The organism is Mycolicibacter sp. MU0083 (assembly GCF_963378075.1).
GTDB classification, from domain to species: Bacteria; Actinomycetota; Actinomycetes; order Mycobacteriales; family Mycobacteriaceae; genus Mycobacterium; species Mycobacterium kokjensenii.
The window spans coordinates 55,350-71,897 of the sequence record NZ_OY726394.1; the positions used below are offsets into that span (position 1 = coordinate 55,350).

Genomic DNA, 16,548 nt, shown 5'->3' on the forward strand with positions numbered 1-16,548 from the left:
GGCTAGCCGCCGAGGGCGACGGTGGCGGCGCGCAGTGCCTCGGTGGCGCCGTATACGCCCGAGGCCGTTGCCTGGGCGCCGGAGAACAACCCGCGCTGGGCCGAATGCTCGGCGACGATGCCCAGGTATTCGCTTCCGGACGCCAGTAGAGCGGCATGAAATGCGATGGAATCCGGGTCATTGCCCATCGGTAGTACGCCCAGCAGGGCGGGGCCGGCAGCGGCGGCGGCGACCTCGGTTTCAGCGCTGATTCCGGCTTCGACGCCCGAGGATGCCAGGACGGCTTCTGGTTCTACAGAGAACATGCTTTCCTCCCGATGCCTCATCGCCGGGCTACCGGCTTTGCAGGTCGGAGACGATCGTAAACCTATATATCGCCTGGCGTCACTTCATCAAGTAAATGAGCGTTACTGTTGCTCGAAATCGTGGATCATCGAGGACGGCACCCCGACCAGCACACCTTCGACCTCGGAGTCGTTGACGAGCTGGCCACGGCCGGCGGGCAGTGCCTGCGCGCGCACCATGCGGTTGACCTTGTTCTGCGGATCGTTGTCCATGAACAGCGCGGGCACCTTGGCGGCCCGTTGGGCCTTCACCCAGGGATCCATCTCCAACTGACCGAAGTTCGACGAGTTGCGGGTGGTGAACACGTGCAGCCCGATCTGGCGAGCCCGTTCCATCAGCTTCCACAACGCCGCCCCGACCGGTGGTTTGGCCGGATGTATCTGGGCCGGACGCAGGTCCTGCACGTCGTCGATCAGGACGAAGTGCCGTGGGCCCTCCCACGGCTTGAGTGCCCGCAGTTCGTCCTGGCTCAGACCCCTTGCGGGCAGTCGCGGCAGCAGCACCTGCTGGGCCAACCCGGTGAGCACCTCATCGATCTCGTCCTGGTCGTAGGCGTAGGCGTTGACGTATCCGGCGCCTTGTAGGTCGCGGAGCGGCCCGGTCTTCGGGTCGATGATGGTGATCTGTGCTTCTTGCGGGCTGAACCGAGCCATCACCGCCTCACCGATTGCGGCCAGCGTGGCGCTCTTTCCGCACCGGGCCCGCCCCAGGATCATCATCCCGGGATGTTCGGCGAGCATCAGCGGTACCGGAAGCAACTCGTGCTGCTCGCCGATCAGGAACGCGATCGACGGGGCGGTCTGGGCGGGTGGGCGTTGCGTGACGTCGTAGGCCATGATCTCCGACAGCGCCACCGCGGGCGGCAGCCGCTTGAGCGTGGCGTGCTTGGTCACGCCCGCGACCTCGGCGACCCGAGTGCCCAACTCGCGGGTCCCGATCCGACCGCCGTCGTCGGCCGCCAGCTCCGGCATACCGACCAGCATTTCGTGCAGCGACTCGGTAAGGCCGAACCCGGGTCGGTTCACCGTGCGCTTCGCCGCGTCGCGGGCGTCCAGTGACGCCGTGCCCATCTCGTTCTCCCCGGGGTTCTGCAAGCGCAACTGGATGCGGACGTCGGAGTTCTGCAGCAACGTCTGGCGCTGGCCGTGAATCCAGCCGGAGGCGCTGGTCATCAGGTGGACGCCGTATTCCGGACCGACACCGCTGAGCGCGATGATGCGGTCGCCGAGCACCGTGTCAGCCGCGTAGAGGTCGGAGAAATCATCGATGACCAGGAACACGTCCCCGTAGGGATCGTTCGGGTCGGTGCCGGCCAGGCCGTCGCCGCCGGAACCGAAGCGCCGCTCCCGGAATTCGTTGATGTCGATCTTGTCTCGCCGAAAGGTGTCCTGACGGGAGCTGATCAACGCCGCCATGGTCGCCACGGTGCGCTCCACGCCTTCGCGGTCGGCCGGCGAGACGATGTCGGCCACATGCGGCAGGGTTTCGGCGTAGCTCAGCGTCGCGCCGCCGACACAGAAGAACGTCAACCTGGCCGGCGTGTACATCAGCGCCGCCGAACACATCAGTGTCATCAGCGCCGTCGTCTTGCCTCGGCTCTTGGCCCCGACCACCATGATGTTGCTGCGCAACACATCCACACAGTGGACCGACTGCTGGGCGTCTTCGGGGATGTCTTTGACCGCCAGCGGCCAGACCAGCCCGGAATTGCGGCCGTAATCGACATCCCAGGGTTTGCCCCGGTACAGCGCGACCAGCGCGTCGACCGGTTCGGAGATCTCCAGGGGAGGTAGCCACGGCAGGTGCGGGGCCTGGCGTCCCGCGGCGATCAACGACTCGCGCAGCACGTCCACGATCTTCTTCTTCTTGAAACCATCGGCGTGCAGCAGGAACTCGTCGGGTTCGGCGTCGGTGAGCGACATATCCTGCAGCGCTTGGGCGTCCGCGGAGTCCAGCGGCTGGTATTCCCAGGTGTACAGACGTGGCTTGGTCAGGGTCATGTCGAGGGTCTTGCCCGTAGACGTTCTTCGCTTGGGCACCACGAACGGCGCCGACAGGTAGAAGCAGCGGAACGGATCGAGGTCGCGAGGCCCGACCTTCAGGAGGCCGAATCCGTTCTCTTTCGAAGGCAGGTGGTAGGCGGCGTCCGAACCGATCACCTCGCGGCTGTCGTCACCTGATTCGGCGCGCAACGCCACCCGGAACGCGATGTTGGACTTGACCTTCTGCAGCGAGGACAGGTCCAGGCGCTGTCCGCCGAGCATGAAGAACACGTTGGCGCCGCGACCCTCCTGCCCGATGTGGATGATCAGGTCGATCCATTTGCTGTGGTTCGCGAACAGCTCAAGGTATTCGTCGATCACCACCAGCAGGATCGGTACCGGTTCCAGATCGCGGCCGGCGAGTCGGATCTCTTCGTAGTCGTTCGCGTCGCGTGCCCCGACGGAGTTGAACAGCCGGTAGCGCCGGGCGATCTCACCGTCGATGGCACGCCGCATCCGTTCGGCCAGGTGCCGTTCGTCCTTGCCGAGGTTGGACAGCGCCGCGGAGACGTGCGGGATACCGAGGATGTCCTGCGCCGCGGACTCGAATTTCATGTCCACGAAAATCACGTTGAAGGTCTCCGGTGAGTGCGTCAGCGCGATTCCGTAGACCAGGGACAAGAAGAACTCCGACTTGCCCGAACCGCTGGTGCCGATCACCACCGAGTGGAAGCCGAAGCCACCGAAATCCTTGGCCCGCAGAACGACGTTCTGCAGTTCACCGTTGGGCTTGGCGCCGACCGGAATCTCGGCCCAGCGCTCGTCGCCTCGACTGCGGCGTTCCGCCCACAGCCGGTCGACGTTGAGGTCACGAGCGTCGTCGATACCCAGCGCGCGCAACAGCTCCAGGGCACCGCTGCCGGCGTCGGCGACATCGACGCTGGCCGTCGGCGACCACCGCGCCATCGCGCGCGCGTAACGGTAGGCCCGGGGCACCGACAGCTGGTCGGCATGCGCGAAGAACCTGCCGCCGGCGCGCAGCATGGGCCGGGGCGTCGGTCCGGGTCCGCGACCGTCCCGGCGATGGGCCGGTGCGGAACCTCCGATCGGGTGGTGCCGGGACGGGTGATCGAGCACCTCGAAGATCTCGTCGCGTGCGAATCCGACACCGGTACCGCGCCGCGATGCCACCCGCAGCACCGTGATGCCTTCTTTGCCGACCCGACCGACCACGCTCTCCCAGGCCTCGGGACTGCCCGTGTTGTCGTCGACGATCACCCAGTGCGGCCCGAGGTCGTGCCCGTCCGCGCCGGTCTCCAGTGCCGAGCCCATGGTGGTCGGGCTCGGCGCAGATTGCGGTCGCCATGCGCCGCGCCGTCCTTTCATGTGTAGGTCGGCGCCGATCGTCGCCTCCAAATCGGCGGGGCTGGTGAACACCAGTCGTCGCCAGCCACACGCGTCGAACAGTTCGTCGTGCTGGTTGTGCGGCAACCAGACCATCCAGGACCACAGCTCGGGGTGCCGGGTCACCACCAGCAACTTGACGTCGAGCGGATTGTGGAACACCGCCAGTCCGCTGAGCACCGAGCGCAGCAGGGAGCGGACCCCGTCGAGGTCCTCGCCGACGAAGCTGAACCCCGGCCGGGACCGCAGGTTGACGACCTTGGCGATGTCGCGGATCTTGCGCTGCTCGAGGATGAAGTCGCGCAGGGCTTGACCGGTGACCGGTTCCAGTTCCTCATCGATCGGGATCTCGGGCCATTGCACCGACAACACCGAGTCCGGGGCGTGCTGCACGCCGACGCCCAGGCGCACATCCAGGAAATCCGGATCGGAGCGGCGGCGCTCCCACATCTGCGGTCCACCGATGACCGCACCCAGGCCCTGCGGGTTGGAGTGCACCGATTCCTGGGCCTGACGCTGAGCGCAGACCGCCTTCTGAATCTCGTCGCGTTCGCCGTCGAGGGACCGCAGGTAGCTGCGCCGGTTCTTCTCCTGCTCGCCCCAGCTGATCTTGCGGGCCCGGCCGAACCGCCCGGAGAACATCAGCATCCCGAGCCCGGCCATACCGACCATCGGGAACATGCCCGACCCGAGGCTGCGGACCCCGGATACGTAGAGCATGACGATGGTGCCGAGCAGTGCCACGATCAGCGCCGGCATGCCGATCATCACCCAGAGGTTGCGAGGTTCGCGTTCCGGCAGGGCGTCCGGAGCCCGGGGGGCGACGCGCACCGGCTTGGGTTCGGGAATCTGCAACCGGTTCGGGACGAATGCTCGCTTGGACATCGGTCAGTGGCCTCCCGGGACGCCCTGCTGATTGTTGGGGGTTACGGGCTGTACCGCACCGGATGCCACCACGGTGTCGCGTGCCAGCAGGGCGGAGTGCCGCGACAGTGCCGGACCGGCGGCGAAGGTGCGCAACAGTGGCCAGGGAGCCTGCTGTGCGGAGCCGGGATCAAGGCCGAGGCCCTGCAGGGTCTCGGTCTCGGCGGCGATCCCGAAGCGGACCCCATTGGGCGATACCCAGAACAAGGTTTCACGTGAATCCGAGTCGAGTAATTCGCTGGTCGAGGTGACCAGGTTGGTCGCCCCGGGCAACACCAACACCTGGTTGGCGACCACCGAGTCGGGGCCACGATCATCGCGCACCAACCGGACGATTCGGTTATCCATCTCGCCGGGCACCGGCAGGCCGCGACCGTTGTAGACGGTGACACGGGCCTGGCGGTCACCGGTGGCCTTCTCCCAGCCCACGCATGTCGTCGGGTCGGCGGCGGTGTCGACGAATCGGAGTCTGCTGTCGGGGTAGTACTCGACGGGCAGGGTGCCCACTTCGGGGATGTTGACCAGTTTGTCCGGGCTGACCACCAGGGGCGCGACCGCTCCGAACGAGTTCGCGCTGCGGATCAGATCGGCGACGAAGCTGGTGATCTTCTGGACGCCGTCGGGCAGCAGCGCATAGAACTGCGAACCGCTCCCGGCCGTCCGGGTCTCCAACACCGCTCCCACCTGTGAGCCGGGCACCCACTCCGATGGTGTTCCCGCCAGCGGAATCACCGGAACCCGCAGCGGTTCGGTGCTCGGCAGGGCATCGAACAGGGCCCGTGACATCTCCACCGGCGTCGTGATGCCGGGGTCGATACCGAGACTGAGCGTGATCGCGCGGTCCGCAGGGTCCACCTGGGAACGCTTGCCGCCCCAGATGACGTACGTCGCGCCGTGGAAGCGGGTGAGCACGGCGGCGTCGGCGGCCAGCGGTGCGGCCCGGCCTGCCGGACTCAGCGATCCGGCGATCGACGTCACCACGGGCGCTTCGGTGCGCCGGGGGGCGCCCGCGGTATCGCAGACCGCCCACGCCGAGGGCGCGCCCGTGCTGGCGGTCAGGGAGGCCGGGGCGCCGGGGATACCGATCATCGGGCCGGTCGGATACCTGGCGATCTCCACGGGCTTGACCCAGGTGGGCGCCTCCGCATGACCGACGGCCAGCCGTGCCGAAGTGATGTTCAGCGCCGGATACAGGCGCCCGTCGATGCGCGCATAGATTGCACCGGAATCGCGGTCTCCGACGATCGAGGACGTGCGTACGATGCCGGCCGGCCGTAGTACGTTGAGCAACAGCATCCAGCCCATGCCGATGAAGATCAGCACGATCGAGAGAACGATGGCGGCGGTCTGCTTGCGGTCGTCGTGCTTCATCCGCACCGAGAACTTGGTGGTGGCCGCGCGTAATCGTCGGTTGTAAAACAGATGACCGGAGTTCTGGTCCCGGTTCGACAGACTCAGCGGCATGCTCTGCGACCCCCTACGGCGCATGCGCGGCGGTGCTGCGTGTCGCTTCGTCGCGACTACCGCACCGCGACGACATTACTGCGGTTGGCCTGCGGGAACCAGTCATGTGAAGTGACGCGATGCGGCGCTGCGCGTACGTTCTTTGACTATGCCTGACCAGTTGGGCGCTTACGCCGACGCCGCTCGGGCGCGGGAACAGCAACTGGTGGGACGGCTGGCGACGGGGACAGAACTCGATCGTCGCTTTGAGGAGATTCTGCGCGGAGCGCACCGGTCCAACGTGCGGTCGCGGCAGCGATTGGACACGATCGACGCTCAGGTCCGGCAGGCCGCCGGTGCCCGGTCTGGTCTGGACACTTCGGCGGGCGCCCGGCAATTCCAGGCGTTCCTGGCGGGCAAGACTCGAGAGATTCACCGGGTCGTCTCCGAGGCCGTGTCTGACAGTCGGCAGCGGGCGGCGTGGATTCAGGGGCTGACCGGACGCTACCCGCTGGGCGGAGGGCCCGAGCTGCCGATGTCTGGTGACCGCGACCCGGTGGACGAATACGAGCGGGCACTGCGAGCCGCCGGCCTGCTCAGCGGGCCGAGCCCCGAGGGCTATTACCGGCAGTGGCTGGAAAACGCTGCGCGACGGGGGATTCCGGCGGAGGTAATGGTCGAGATTGCGCGGCAGCAGCGCATCACGCCGGACAGCTTCGCGGTTTTCGACGGCATGGAAGAGATCAAAGACCGCGATGGCAAGTCGTTCTTCCTGATCGCGAAGGGGGCGAGCCTCGCCGACATACGCAAGGCGACGCTGATGACCTACATCCTCAACGCCGGCACCGACTATGGTGCAGCTCCCGGAATCAAAGACTATGCGGAGACGCCGTATTCGGCTGCTGAAGTGCAGCGGATCGCCGCGCGGCAGGCGGACAACCTCTGGAGCTACGGCGGGGCGTGGGCAATCGAAAGCACCGGCGGCAGCCTGGTCTCCACTCCCAACGGAATGCTGATGGGGCTCGGCGGCAGGATTCAGGACACCCTGAGCTGTCAGGGCGGCACGACCTACGGGGACGTCTTCATGGTCAACGTCGACCACGCGGCCGCTCCTGCCGACCAACTTCGCACGATTGTCCATTCTGGTGTGGCCGAGGGTGCCGACAACACCGGCGATCCGGCCAGAAACGAGCGACTCGACTTGGATCGGGTTCTGCACCACGAGGAACGTCACTCCCAGCAATACGCTCGGTTGGGGCCGGTGGCGATGGGCATCGCATACGGCGAGGAGGCGCTCCGGACCGGCCTATTCGGCGGAGACAACTGGTTCGAGAAAGATGCGGGCCTACGGGACGGGGGATACCGATGATTCGTCGGCTCGGCATATTGGCCGCGTTGGTCGTCGTGCTGCTGGCGGGGTGCCCGAACAAAGCCCCGTGGGCCCCGTCGTTGCCACCGGCTTTCGGCGCCCGTGTGGGCGATGGACAGTTGCAGGTCTGGACGGGGTCGCCCTGCGTCGGTATTACCCGCGTCGCGTTCTATTTCACTCCCAGTCGGGCCGAGTTGGTTCTGACGTCGACGGAAGGCGTGAATCTCGATCATCTCTCGCTCGGTGGGCCCTATCCGCCGGGCCTGACGGTGTCGCAGCCGTTGCCGCCGGATTTTCAATGGCGCAACGAAAAGACGTTGGACCTCTTCACCTCCGGAGGTGCCAGCCGCTGGGGCACGAGTGTTGATCTTGCCGCCGTCATCGAGGGCTCAGAGCAGCACCCGGATGACACGTACTGGTTCCGACATGTCGGGTGGCTGAATCCTGCCGAGGTAGCGGAGCAGGACGGAAAGACCTTTCTGGGGATCTGCACGGCAGATCCGGCGAAGGAGGATGGCGGGCGCTGAGGACGCGCGGCCCGCGAGCACGCTAGATACGCTGGCGAGATTAGCTTCGGATGAGGAGGTTTGTCGCATGGAGTGGATCACCAGCACGGATGCGAAGAATCAACTCAACCGGCTTCTAAACGAGGTCACGGCTGGGGCGTCATTCATCATCACCAAGCATGGCCGGCCTGTCGCACAACTTGTGCCGGCTGAGGCGGGCCCACGCAGGTTCGGCCAATTGCCCGGTCTCGTCGTACCCGAGAACTTCGATGATGCACTGCCGGAATCCGAACTTGCGGTCTGGGAAGTCGCCGACGCGTAGCGGTCGGTCATCGCCCCGGAAACACTTGCCGGCCGACTTCCGTGGGATCACCGGGATCCATTCGACCGGGTCATCGTCGCCCAGGCGTTACGCCGCCATCTCACCATCGTCACCCGTGACGCGAAGATCCTCGATTCGGCCATCACACCGACCCTCAAGGCGTAAGGAACTCCAGCGGTTCGTGGTGTAAGTCAGCTCGAGGGATCCTTTTTGTCCACAATGCGTTTCAGCGGTGTGATGCCGGGCTGGCCGGGGGCCGTGGTGACCGACTTCGTGACGGGAACGTTCGGCGGTGTCGTAGTGCGGCCTTTGACGGGCTGACCGTTGGGCACGCCCGGCGCCGCAATCCTCTTCTCGCTGACCTTGTCGTCTTTGCCACCCTTGGTAGCTGCGCCGCCGGGTGCCATCGGCATCATTCCGCCGCCGCCACCACCGCCTGTGGGAGTGCCACCGGTCGGGCCGGACGCGCCCGGCGTGGTCATGGCGCCGGCGGGAGTCGTCGGTGTCGAGGTTCCCGGGACCGGCGGAGGACCGAGGTTGCTGGCCGGGGTGGTACCCAATCCCAGGCCGGCGCCACCGCCGCCGGTGTCACCGCCGCCAAGGCCGAGTTCGGGGTCGATATCCGAGGCCAGCGTGGCGTCGCCCAGTCCCGCTTTGCCCAGGGACTGCACTGCACTCATCAACGGCGATAACGCTCCCTGGCCGGCTTGCATCAATCCTTGCGGCAGTCGGCCCACCGAGCCGAGCGCGCCGCTGAGGGCGCTGGTGATGCCCTGCATCGCCCCGTTGATGCCCTGCATCGCAGAGCCCATGGCCTCCTGCTGTGAACCGGCCGCCGGAGCGGCTTCTGCGGCTACGTCTTCGAACCGCGATACCGCGTCGGCTTCGTTAGCGGTGAACTTCTGTGCCGCATCTACTGCCTGTTCGGTGCGATCAACGTGGTCTGCGGCGAGTTCGGCGTTCGTTTCGGGGAGATCCAGGTTCGTGGCGACGCCGAAGGCAGCCAACGTGGCGTCCACCGGCGATGATCCGCCGGTATGCACCGGTCCCGGTTGGATCGGCATCGGTGGGGGACTTCCCGCGATCTGCAGGTAGTCCGGGACGTGGACCTCGATCGGTTCTGTCATGGCGGGGCACCTCCATGCCGTGCCGCGGCGGTTGCCGCGGTCAGGCCGCACTGCGGATGTTAACCCCGATGATGGTGATCGTGTTTACGCCTGGATTGCCGTTGATCCCTTATGGGGGTGGTTTGTTGTGGTGGGTGAGGTTGTGGGTGCGTTCGGTGTTGATGTGGTGTTGGCGGTTTTGGGCACGGGTGGTGGTGCGGGTGGGCATCATGAGGCCGCGTTCGGGGGTGGTTGCCGGTGGTGGTGTGGGTGTGGTTGGTGGTGGTGGGGTGGGCAGTGTGAGGGTGGGGTAGAGCAGTTGGCTGCCGGGTCGGGTGGTGTAGGTGTGGCCGGTGGGGGAGGTCCAGTCGATGGTGCCGTTGGGGTGTTGGTGGTCGCTCCAGCCGCCGGGGCCGGTCCAGAAGGTTTTCAGTAGGTGGTGTTTTCTGCACATGCAACGCAGGTTGGCGGGGTGGGTGGGTCCGTGGGGGTGGGGTATGGCGTGGTCGATGTCGCAGTGGGTGGCGGGGCGGTCGCAGCCGGGGAAGCGGCAGGTCAGGTCGCGGGCGCGGATGAAGGCAGCGAGTGCTTTTGAGGGGCGGTAGTGGTGTTCGGTGGTGAAGTCGTCGGGGTGCCCCAGGGGGGTGATGTGGGCGCCGCCGGCGATGAGTTGGGCCAGTAGGCCTGGGGGGATGGTGCCGCCGCCGATGAGGTGGGCGGGGCGGGCGTGAGCCGGTTTTGGCTTCGACTCGGTGGTGTCCGCGGTGGGTTCCGCGGTGGAGTGGGTGCCGGTGCCGGTGGTGTCCGCGCCGGTGTCGGGTTCGGGTTCGGGGGTGTGGTCGCCGGACAGTTGCGGGTCGGGGGTGGCGCTATTGGTGGTGGTGTCGGTGAGGACGTGCACGACTACGGATGTGGCGCGGGTGTCGGGGTTGGTGGTGGCGGGGCAGTCGGTGTCGCCGCAGGTGCAGGCCAAGGTGGTGGCGCCGGTGGCTAGGGCGCCGAGGGCGTCGGCGCGGCGTTGGGCCAGGGTGCGGGGGTCGTTGTCGCAGACGCTGTGGGCGAGTTGGGTTAGGCGTTGGTCGAGGGCGGTGGCGTCGACGGCGAACAGGTGGCCCCAGACGTCGGTGGTGCCGTCGTGGCTGTTGTGGGTGTCGATGATGAAGTCGCGGTTGCGGGCGCGGTCGCGGTAGCGGCGGACGGCGGCGGGGTCGTGGCGTTCGATGAGGGCGTCGATGGCGGTGGCGGTTTTGGGGCCGGAGAGGGGTCCGAGGCTGGTGGCGATGTCGGCGAGTTCGGTGTCGATGTGGGCCAGGATGGTGGGGTCGGTGATCAAGGTGGTGTGCCAGGCGATGGTGGAGGCCAGGCGGGCGGTGATGCGGCCGGTCAAGAACAGGGCGCCGACGGTGGGGATGCGGTCGCGCAGGGCGCTGGCTAAATACATCTGGGAGGAGGCCAGGGCGTGGCTGGTGTGTTCGGCGGCGGCGATTTCGGCGGCGGCACCATCCCAGTTGTCACAGGACCAGCGGGAGCGGTCGAAGGCGTTGCCGGTGGTGCGTCGGGCGACGAGTTCGCCGATGGCGGCTAGGCGGTGGGCGGCGGCGGTGGCTTCCATTCGGGACCAGCGGGTGATGGTCTCGACGAGGGCGGCGTCGTCGAGACCGGCCAGTTCGGTCGGTCCCGCCAACGATGTATCGAACATGTGTTCGAGTATAGCGGGGCCGACCGACAGGTTCAGGTGCCCGCGGTCTTGAGGTTGCGGTCCAGGAATTCCAGCTGGTCGGCGACCACCCGCTCGAAGGCGTCGCCGACGTAGATGTCGAAGTGACCCTCCGGGTATCGCTTGACGGTGCCGCGGGGCGCCTGCGCCGCGTAGCGCAGGGTGGGCCCCGGCGGCGCCACCGAATCGTCGTCGCAGACACAGAACAGGATCGGGCAACTGACCTTGGCCGCCTGCCGTCCGGGCCGGTAGGCCAAGATCTTCATCCCGAACCGGGCGGCGACCTCGTTGCGCAGGGTCTGGCCGTCGGGAACCAGGTTCAGGTAGCCCGGGTAGGAATCCGGCGTGCTCATCAACGCCACCTCACCCGGGCGGCCGGCCGTCGCCACCATCACCGGCGGGTTGCCCAGCCGGGCCGCAGCCAGATCCCGCATCGCCAGCAGGCTGATCTTCGCGGTGGTCAGCGGCGGAATGGTGCGGGCCGAGGCGATCCCGTCGGTGAACGGGCACTGCGCCACCACCGCGGCGACCGGCAGCCGGGCGGCCGTGGCGATGACGTGCCCCCCGCCGAACGAGGTACCCCAGAGCCCGATCCGGTTGCGGTCGATCCCGGCCAGGGTGTGCGCGTAATCGACCGCGGCACCCCAGTCTGCGAGCTGCATGTTCACGTCCAGCAACTGGCGGGGAGCGCCGCCGCTGTCCCCGAAATTGCGGTAGTCGAAGACCAGGCAGGCGTAGCCGGCGGCGGCGAACCGCTCGGCGTAGGCGTCCAGTCGCATGGTGCGCACCGCGCCCAGGCCGTGCGCCATGACCAACAGGGGAGCACCGGACGGGTCGGATTCGTCGGGCCGGTACAGCCAGGCGCTGACGGTGTCCGCGCCGGATCGGAAGGAGACGTCTTCGCGGGTAGTCATGCCTAAAGGTAGCGCGGGGTGTGATAGACCGGGCGTCGTGACCGCGGTGACCGCGAGCTTTCTCCAAGCCCTGACCGACGTGGTGGGAACCGGCCATGTGACCGACGATCCCGACGTGCTGGCCGCCCGCAGCGTCGACCACACCGGCCGCTACCGGGGCCGGGCCGTCGCCCTGGCGCGCCCCGGTTGCCCCGAGGACGTCGCCGCGGTCCTGCGGCTCTGCCGCGACGCCGGCGTGCACGTCACCGTCCAGGGCGGGCGCACCTCGCTGGTGGCCGGCACCGTCCCCGAACACGACGACGTGCTGCTGTCCACCGAGCGGCTCAACACCGTCGGCGAGGTCGACACCGTCGAACGCCGGGTGCGGGTGGGTGCGGGTGCGACGCTGGCGGCGGTGCAGGACGCGGCGACGCGGGCCGGGCTGGTCTTCGGCGTCGATCTGACCGCGCGTGACACCGCGACCGTGGGCGGGATGGCTTCCACCAACGCCGGCGGCCTGTACACCGTGCACTACGGCAACATGGGCGAACAGGTGCTGGGCCTGCAGGTGGCCCTGCCGGACGGCTCGCTGCTGGACCGGCACAGCATGGTGCGCGCCGACAACACCGGATATGACCTGCCGGCACTGTTCGTCGGCGCCGAAGGCACCCTGGGCGTCATCACCGCGCTGGACCTGCGGTTGCATCCGCGCCCCGCGCACCGGATCACCGCGATCTGCGGTTTCACCGACCTTGACGCCCTGGTCGAGGCCGCCCGCGTCTTCCGCGACCTGGACGGCATCGGCACACTCGAGCTGCTCGATACTCGGGTCGCCGTGCTCACCGCCGAGCGACTCGGGGTCGCCGCCCCGGTGACCGGTGACTGGATGCTGCTGGTGGAGCTGACCGGCGACACCGACCAGACCGAGCGGCTGGCGGAGCTGCTGTCGGCGGTGCGCTCCGACGGCGAGCCCGCAGTCGGCGTGGACCCCGCCACCCAGCAGCGACTGTGGCGGGTACGCGAGGCCGTCGCCGACGTCCTCGGTGCGTTCGGGCCGCCGCTGAAATTCGATGTGGCACTGCCGCTGGCCGCCGTCGCCCGGTTCGCGACGGCCGCGACCACCGTGGTGCACCGGCACGCACCCGACGCGCTGCCGGTGCTGTTCGGTCATATCGGCGAGGGCAACCTGCATTTCAACGTGCTGCGCTGTGCGGCGTCGGAAGAGCCGGCGCTGTACGCGGCCATGATGGAGCTCATCGCCGAACACGGCGGCAATGTCAGCTCCGAGCACGGGGTGGGCAGCCGCAAGCGGGCCTACCTGTCGATGTCCCGCGGGCCCGACGACATCGCCGCGATGCGGACCCTCAAGGCGGCGTTCGACCCGACCGGTTATCTCAACGCGGCGGTGCTGTTCGCCTGACGCGTAGCATGATGACCAGCTACGTTACAAAATGCTACAAACCGGGGAGTGCCGTCATGACCGAGACCGCCGATCGTGTCACCCGGTTCGCCGCGGACCTGGTGGACAGCGCCGCCGCCGAAGGGGCCCGGCAGAGCAGGTCCGCCAAACAGCAACTGGACCACTGGGTACGGGTCGGCCGAGCGGTGTCGGCGCAACAGAGCGCGGCACGCCGACGGGTCGAGGCCGCACTGGCAGGGGAGTTGAACACCGAGGCCCTGAGCGCCGAGGAAGGGGTGGTCTTCAACGCGGAGATCACCGCCGCCATCGAAGAGTCCTTGGTGCACACCGACTACGGGGACCGCCTTGCCGCGGGCGGCATCACCACCGTCGCGCTCGACGACGACGGCCGGATCGTCGAATGTCGGCCCGACGGCAGCTCGCAGGCCATCGAGGGCACCCGCTGAAGCGGCTCGATCTGGTCGTCGGACCCAACGGCGCGGGGAAGTCGACGTTCGTCGCGTTCACGTTGGCGCCGCTGCTGCCGGCCGCGGTGTTCGTCAACGCCGACGAGATCGCCAAGAACCGGTGGCCCGGCGCGACCGTCGAGCACGCGTACGAGGCGGCGAAGCTGGCCGCGCAGACCCGATCCGCGCTGATCGAGCAGGGACGGTCGTTCATCGCCGAGACGGTGTTCTCCCACGAATCCAAACTGGAGTTGATCCGCGTCGCCCTCGATCACGGATACACCGTGGTGCTGCATGTGGTGCTGATCCCCGAAGCGCTGGCCGTCCACCGGGTGCGGTATCGGGTGGCCGCCGGCGGGCACGAGGTACCCGAAGACAAGATCCGGGAACGGTATCGACGGCTGTGGCCGCTGGTCGCGCGAGCCATCGACATGGCCGACATCGCCACGGTCTACGACAATTCCCGTGCCTCCGGACCCCGCATCGTGGCCCAGTTCGCCGGTGGCGCCGAAGTCGGCGAGCTCGACTGGCCGGCGTGGACGCCCGCGGCGCTGGTCCGATAGGGGTGACTAATCCCGGTGCCGGATTCCCACCGCCTGGCGCAGCTGGGCCAGGAACTGTTCGGAGTCATCGCTACGAATGATGTAGTGCGAGATGGCGATTCGAACCGCCGCTGCGGCCTTCACCGCCGCGTCGGGGCCGGACAGCATCGCCTGCAGGCCCTCCCGCATCGGCACGATGATTCGGGAGAAGTCGCCCAGCACCGCCTTGGGTTCGATGTCGATCATCCGCACCCCGGTCGATGAATGCTGATAGTCGACGATGAAACGCAGTGCCGCATCCAGCTTTTCGACGCCCTTGAGACCCTCGGTGACGCGCGCGATACCGCTGTCGAAGATATGCCGCTCGTAGCGGGAGAACGCGGAGATCAGCTCCTCCTTGGAGGGGAACCACCGATACAGCGTCGGGCGCGAGACCCCGGCCTGTGTCGCCACCTCGGACAGGCTGAGCTTGGTCACCCCGCTGCGCCCGAGTACTTCGGCGGTCGCCGCGAGGATCCGCAGCCGCGTCGAACTGTCGGGTGCGTCCACCGTGCTGCGGGTCATAGCGGAGACTTTACAAAAAATAGCGAGAGTGTCACGCTGGTTTGGTGCCTGGACATAGTTCCTCAGCGTCGCGGGCGCCCCGGATCGGGCGGTAGGGCAATTATCGTGATCGAAGCGCCACAAGTCACATTCTCCGAATGCGTCCAGCCGACGCGTGCGGTGATGATCGTCATGGAGACGTCCGGGATCGGCTCCGCCGTCGCGGCACGCCTGGCCGCCCAGGGGCATCTGGTGCTGATCGGCGGGCGCGGGGTCGGCGAGGCGGAACGGTTCGCCGCGCGGCTGCGGGACCGCGGGGACAGCGCGTTCGCGGCACACCTGGATCTTGCCGACCCGCGATCGGTCATCGGGTTCCTGGCCGCCGCCCACTACCTCATCGGCACTCCGGACGTGCTCATCACCGATGTCGGCCTGGTCGAGCCGTCGCACGCCGACGCCGAGGGTGCCTGCGTCGGGGCGCAAACCCTTGCCACCCGGGTGATTCCGGCGATGGTCGCGCGCGGCACCGGCGACGTGGTGTTGGTCAGCCCGGAACTGGGCGGGCCGCAGTGCCCCACCGCAGCACGCAAGCTCGACGCGTGGTTCGAAGCCCTGGACGCCGAATTCGTCGGGACCGGGGTGCGGGCGTCGATCGTGCGGTCGACCCTGCCGGGCACCGTCGCCGCCACCGACGACGTCGGCCGCCTGGTGGCCGGGATGGTCAGCGGGCCGCGGCTGCGCCTGGTCGAGCTGCTCGCACCGGTGGCGCCGGCGAGCTAACGCCGGCGCACCAGCACCGACTGCTGGATTCCCGCCACCGCGCCGTGCTGGTCGAACAGCGTGCCGATGGTGGAGCCGATACCGTCGGGGCCGTAGTTGGTTTCGGCGCGAATCCCGATCCACTCCCCGTCCGGAATCCGGTGGATGTGCACCACCAGATCGGTGTTGAGGAACGTCCACTTCCGGATGTCGAGCTTGGTGCCCACCCCGTTGGCGTCGTCGGCCACCGCGAACAACCGCTGCAGCGGCGACATCGGCTCGCCGGCCACCAGATCCACGACGGGGGAGATCCAGGCCTCGCCGTCGCCGGGCGCCAGCGGGGTGGTCAGCCACCGCCAGTCGAGGCTGTGCACATAGTTGCGGTCCCAGTTCTGCTTCATGTCGTTGCGTCGGGCCTCATCGACCGGACGCAGCGGAGCGGCCGAGGCGTGCTGCACCTCGGCGGTATCCAGGGTCTGCAGCCGCCAGCCCGTCGCCCGGGCCACCGGCCGGGGCTCCAGGTCCGGGCCGGGGGCCAGCAGTTCGGCGCTGACCAGCTCGATCTGCTTCCCGGGCCGGTCGACGCGGGCCTGCACCCACAGCGCCCCCGCCACCGGAACCGGTCCCAGCAGGTCGATGGTGACGCGGCTGAGCCGGGTGTCGTCGCGCGCCTCCAGACGTTCCAGTGCGCGCACCAACAGTGCCGAAACCGGTGCGGCGTGCTGGATCTCGGCCGACCAGGTACCGCGCACCAGATCCGTCGCGGCGAATTTCTCGCCCCGCGGGTCGGCGGTGTCGAGCAGTTCGTAGTAGGAGTCGGTCATCAC

At 67.9% G+C, this 16,548-nt stretch carries 15 protein-coding genes; 7 read left to right on the forward strand and 8 right to left on the reverse strand.

Annotated features, from left to right (window positions below; genetic code table 11):
- Positions 1-2: 2 nt before the first annotated feature.
- From RCP38_RS00280 to eccB, 3 genes are all read right to left on the reverse strand, one after another.
- Positions 3-305 carry a PE domain-containing protein gene (locus RCP38_RS00280; protein ID WP_308474728.1) on the reverse strand — a complete coding sequence of 101 codons (303 nt, stop codon included), beginning with the start codon at positions 303-305 and terminating at the stop codon, positions 3-5.
- Positions 306-407: 102 nt separating this feature from the next.
- Entirely contained in the window at positions 408-4,616 is a 4,209-nt protein-coding gene (gene eccCa, locus RCP38_RS00285; protein WP_308474729.1) for a type VII secretion protein EccCa, read from the reverse strand.
- A 3-nt stretch (positions 4,617-4,619) separates the two neighbouring features.
- Complete coding sequence (gene eccB / locus RCP38_RS00290; RefSeq protein ID WP_308474730.1) at positions 4,620-6,119, reverse strand: type VII secretion protein EccB; 1,500 nt, start codon at positions 6,117-6,119, stop codon at positions 4,620-4,622.
- A 148-nt stretch (positions 6,120-6,267) separates the two neighbouring features.
- Here eccB and RCP38_RS00295 point away from each other — a divergent pair, with 148 nt between their 5' ends.
- The 3 genes from RCP38_RS00295 to RCP38_RS00305 all read left to right on the forward strand — a co-directional run bounded on the left by RCP38_RS00295 (position 6,268) and on the right by RCP38_RS00305 (position 8,295).
- The gene (locus RCP38_RS00295) at positions 6,268-7,467 is read left to right on the forward strand and encodes a DUF4226 domain-containing protein (protein WP_308474731.1); all 1,200 of its coding nucleotides are present in this window, start codon (positions 6,268-6,270) and stop codon (positions 7,465-7,467) included.
- On the forward strand, positions 7,464-7,994 hold the full coding sequence (locus RCP38_RS00300; RefSeq protein WP_308474732.1) for a hypothetical protein: 531 nt from the start codon (positions 7,464-7,466) through the stop codon (positions 7,992-7,994). Before RCP38_RS00295 ends, RCP38_RS00300 begins: the two co-directional genes overlap by 4 nt.
- 67 nt (positions 7,995-8,061) lie before the next feature.
- The gene (locus RCP38_RS00305; protein ID WP_308474733.1) at positions 8,062-8,295 is read left to right on the forward strand and encodes a type II toxin-antitoxin system Phd/YefM family antitoxin; all 234 of its coding nucleotides are present in this window, start codon (positions 8,062-8,064) and stop codon (positions 8,293-8,295) included.
- Positions 8,296-8,486: 191 nt separating this feature from the next.
- Here RCP38_RS00305 and RCP38_RS00310 read toward each other — a convergent pair whose 3' ends face one another.
- From RCP38_RS00310 to RCP38_RS00320, 3 genes are all read right to left on the reverse strand, one after another.
- Entirely contained in the window at positions 8,487-9,422 is a 936-nt protein-coding gene (locus RCP38_RS00310; RefSeq protein WP_308474734.1) for a hypothetical protein, read from the reverse strand.
- Between the two features lie 109 nt (positions 9,423-9,531).
- A complete protein-coding gene (locus RCP38_RS00315; protein ID WP_308474735.1) occupies positions 9,532-11,100 on the reverse strand; it encodes an HNH endonuclease signature motif containing protein in 1,569 nt (522 codons plus the stop codon).
- Positions 11,101-11,132: 32 nt separating this feature from the next.
- Positions 11,133-12,032: an alpha/beta hydrolase gene (locus RCP38_RS00320; protein ID WP_308474736.1), complete on the reverse strand. Its 900-nt coding sequence runs from the start codon at positions 12,030-12,032 to the stop codon at positions 11,133-11,135.
- 70 nt (positions 12,033-12,102) lie between these two features.
- Here RCP38_RS00320 and RCP38_RS00325 point away from each other — a divergent pair, with 70 nt between their 5' ends.
- The 3 genes from RCP38_RS00325 to RCP38_RS00335 are packed head-to-tail and all read left to right on the forward strand — an operon-like array spanning position 12,103 to position 14,440.
- Positions 12,103-13,431, forward strand: coding sequence for an FAD-binding oxidoreductase (locus tag RCP38_RS00325; protein WP_308477440.1), 1,329 nt, complete (start codon positions 12,103-12,105; stop codon positions 13,429-13,431).
- Positions 13,432-13,487: 56 nt separating this feature from the next.
- Positions 13,488-13,877, forward strand: a complete 390-nt coding sequence (locus RCP38_RS00330) for a TA system antitoxin ParD family protein (RefSeq protein ID WP_308474737.1) — start codon at positions 13,488-13,490, stop codon at positions 13,875-13,877.
- Positions 13,874-14,440: an AAA family ATPase gene (locus tag RCP38_RS00335; protein WP_308477441.1), complete on the forward strand. Its 567-nt coding sequence runs from the start codon at positions 13,874-13,876 to the stop codon at positions 14,438-14,440. Before RCP38_RS00330 ends, RCP38_RS00335 begins: the two co-directional genes overlap by 4 nt.
- A 6-nt stretch (positions 14,441-14,446) precedes the next feature.
- On the opposite strand, the gene RCP38_RS00340 is transcribed toward RCP38_RS00335, so the two are convergent.
- On the reverse strand, positions 14,447-14,983 hold the full coding sequence (locus tag RCP38_RS00340; protein WP_308474738.1) for a TetR/AcrR family transcriptional regulator: 537 nt from the start codon (positions 14,981-14,983) through the stop codon (positions 14,447-14,449).
- A gap of 105 nt (positions 14,984-15,088) precedes the next feature.
- Between RCP38_RS00340 and RCP38_RS00345 the strand changes: the two genes are divergently transcribed.
- Positions 15,089-15,742: an SDR family NAD(P)-dependent oxidoreductase gene (locus RCP38_RS00345; protein WP_308474739.1), complete on the forward strand. Its 654-nt coding sequence runs from the start codon at positions 15,089-15,091 to the stop codon at positions 15,740-15,742.
- Here the strand turns inward: RCP38_RS00345 and RCP38_RS00350 are convergent.
- Positions 15,739-16,545, reverse strand: coding sequence for a thioesterase family protein (locus RCP38_RS00350; protein WP_308474740.1), 807 nt, complete (start codon positions 16,543-16,545; stop codon positions 15,739-15,741). The genes RCP38_RS00345 and RCP38_RS00350 overlap by 4 nt on opposite strands.
- Between the last annotated feature and the right edge of the window lie 3 nt (positions 16,546-16,548).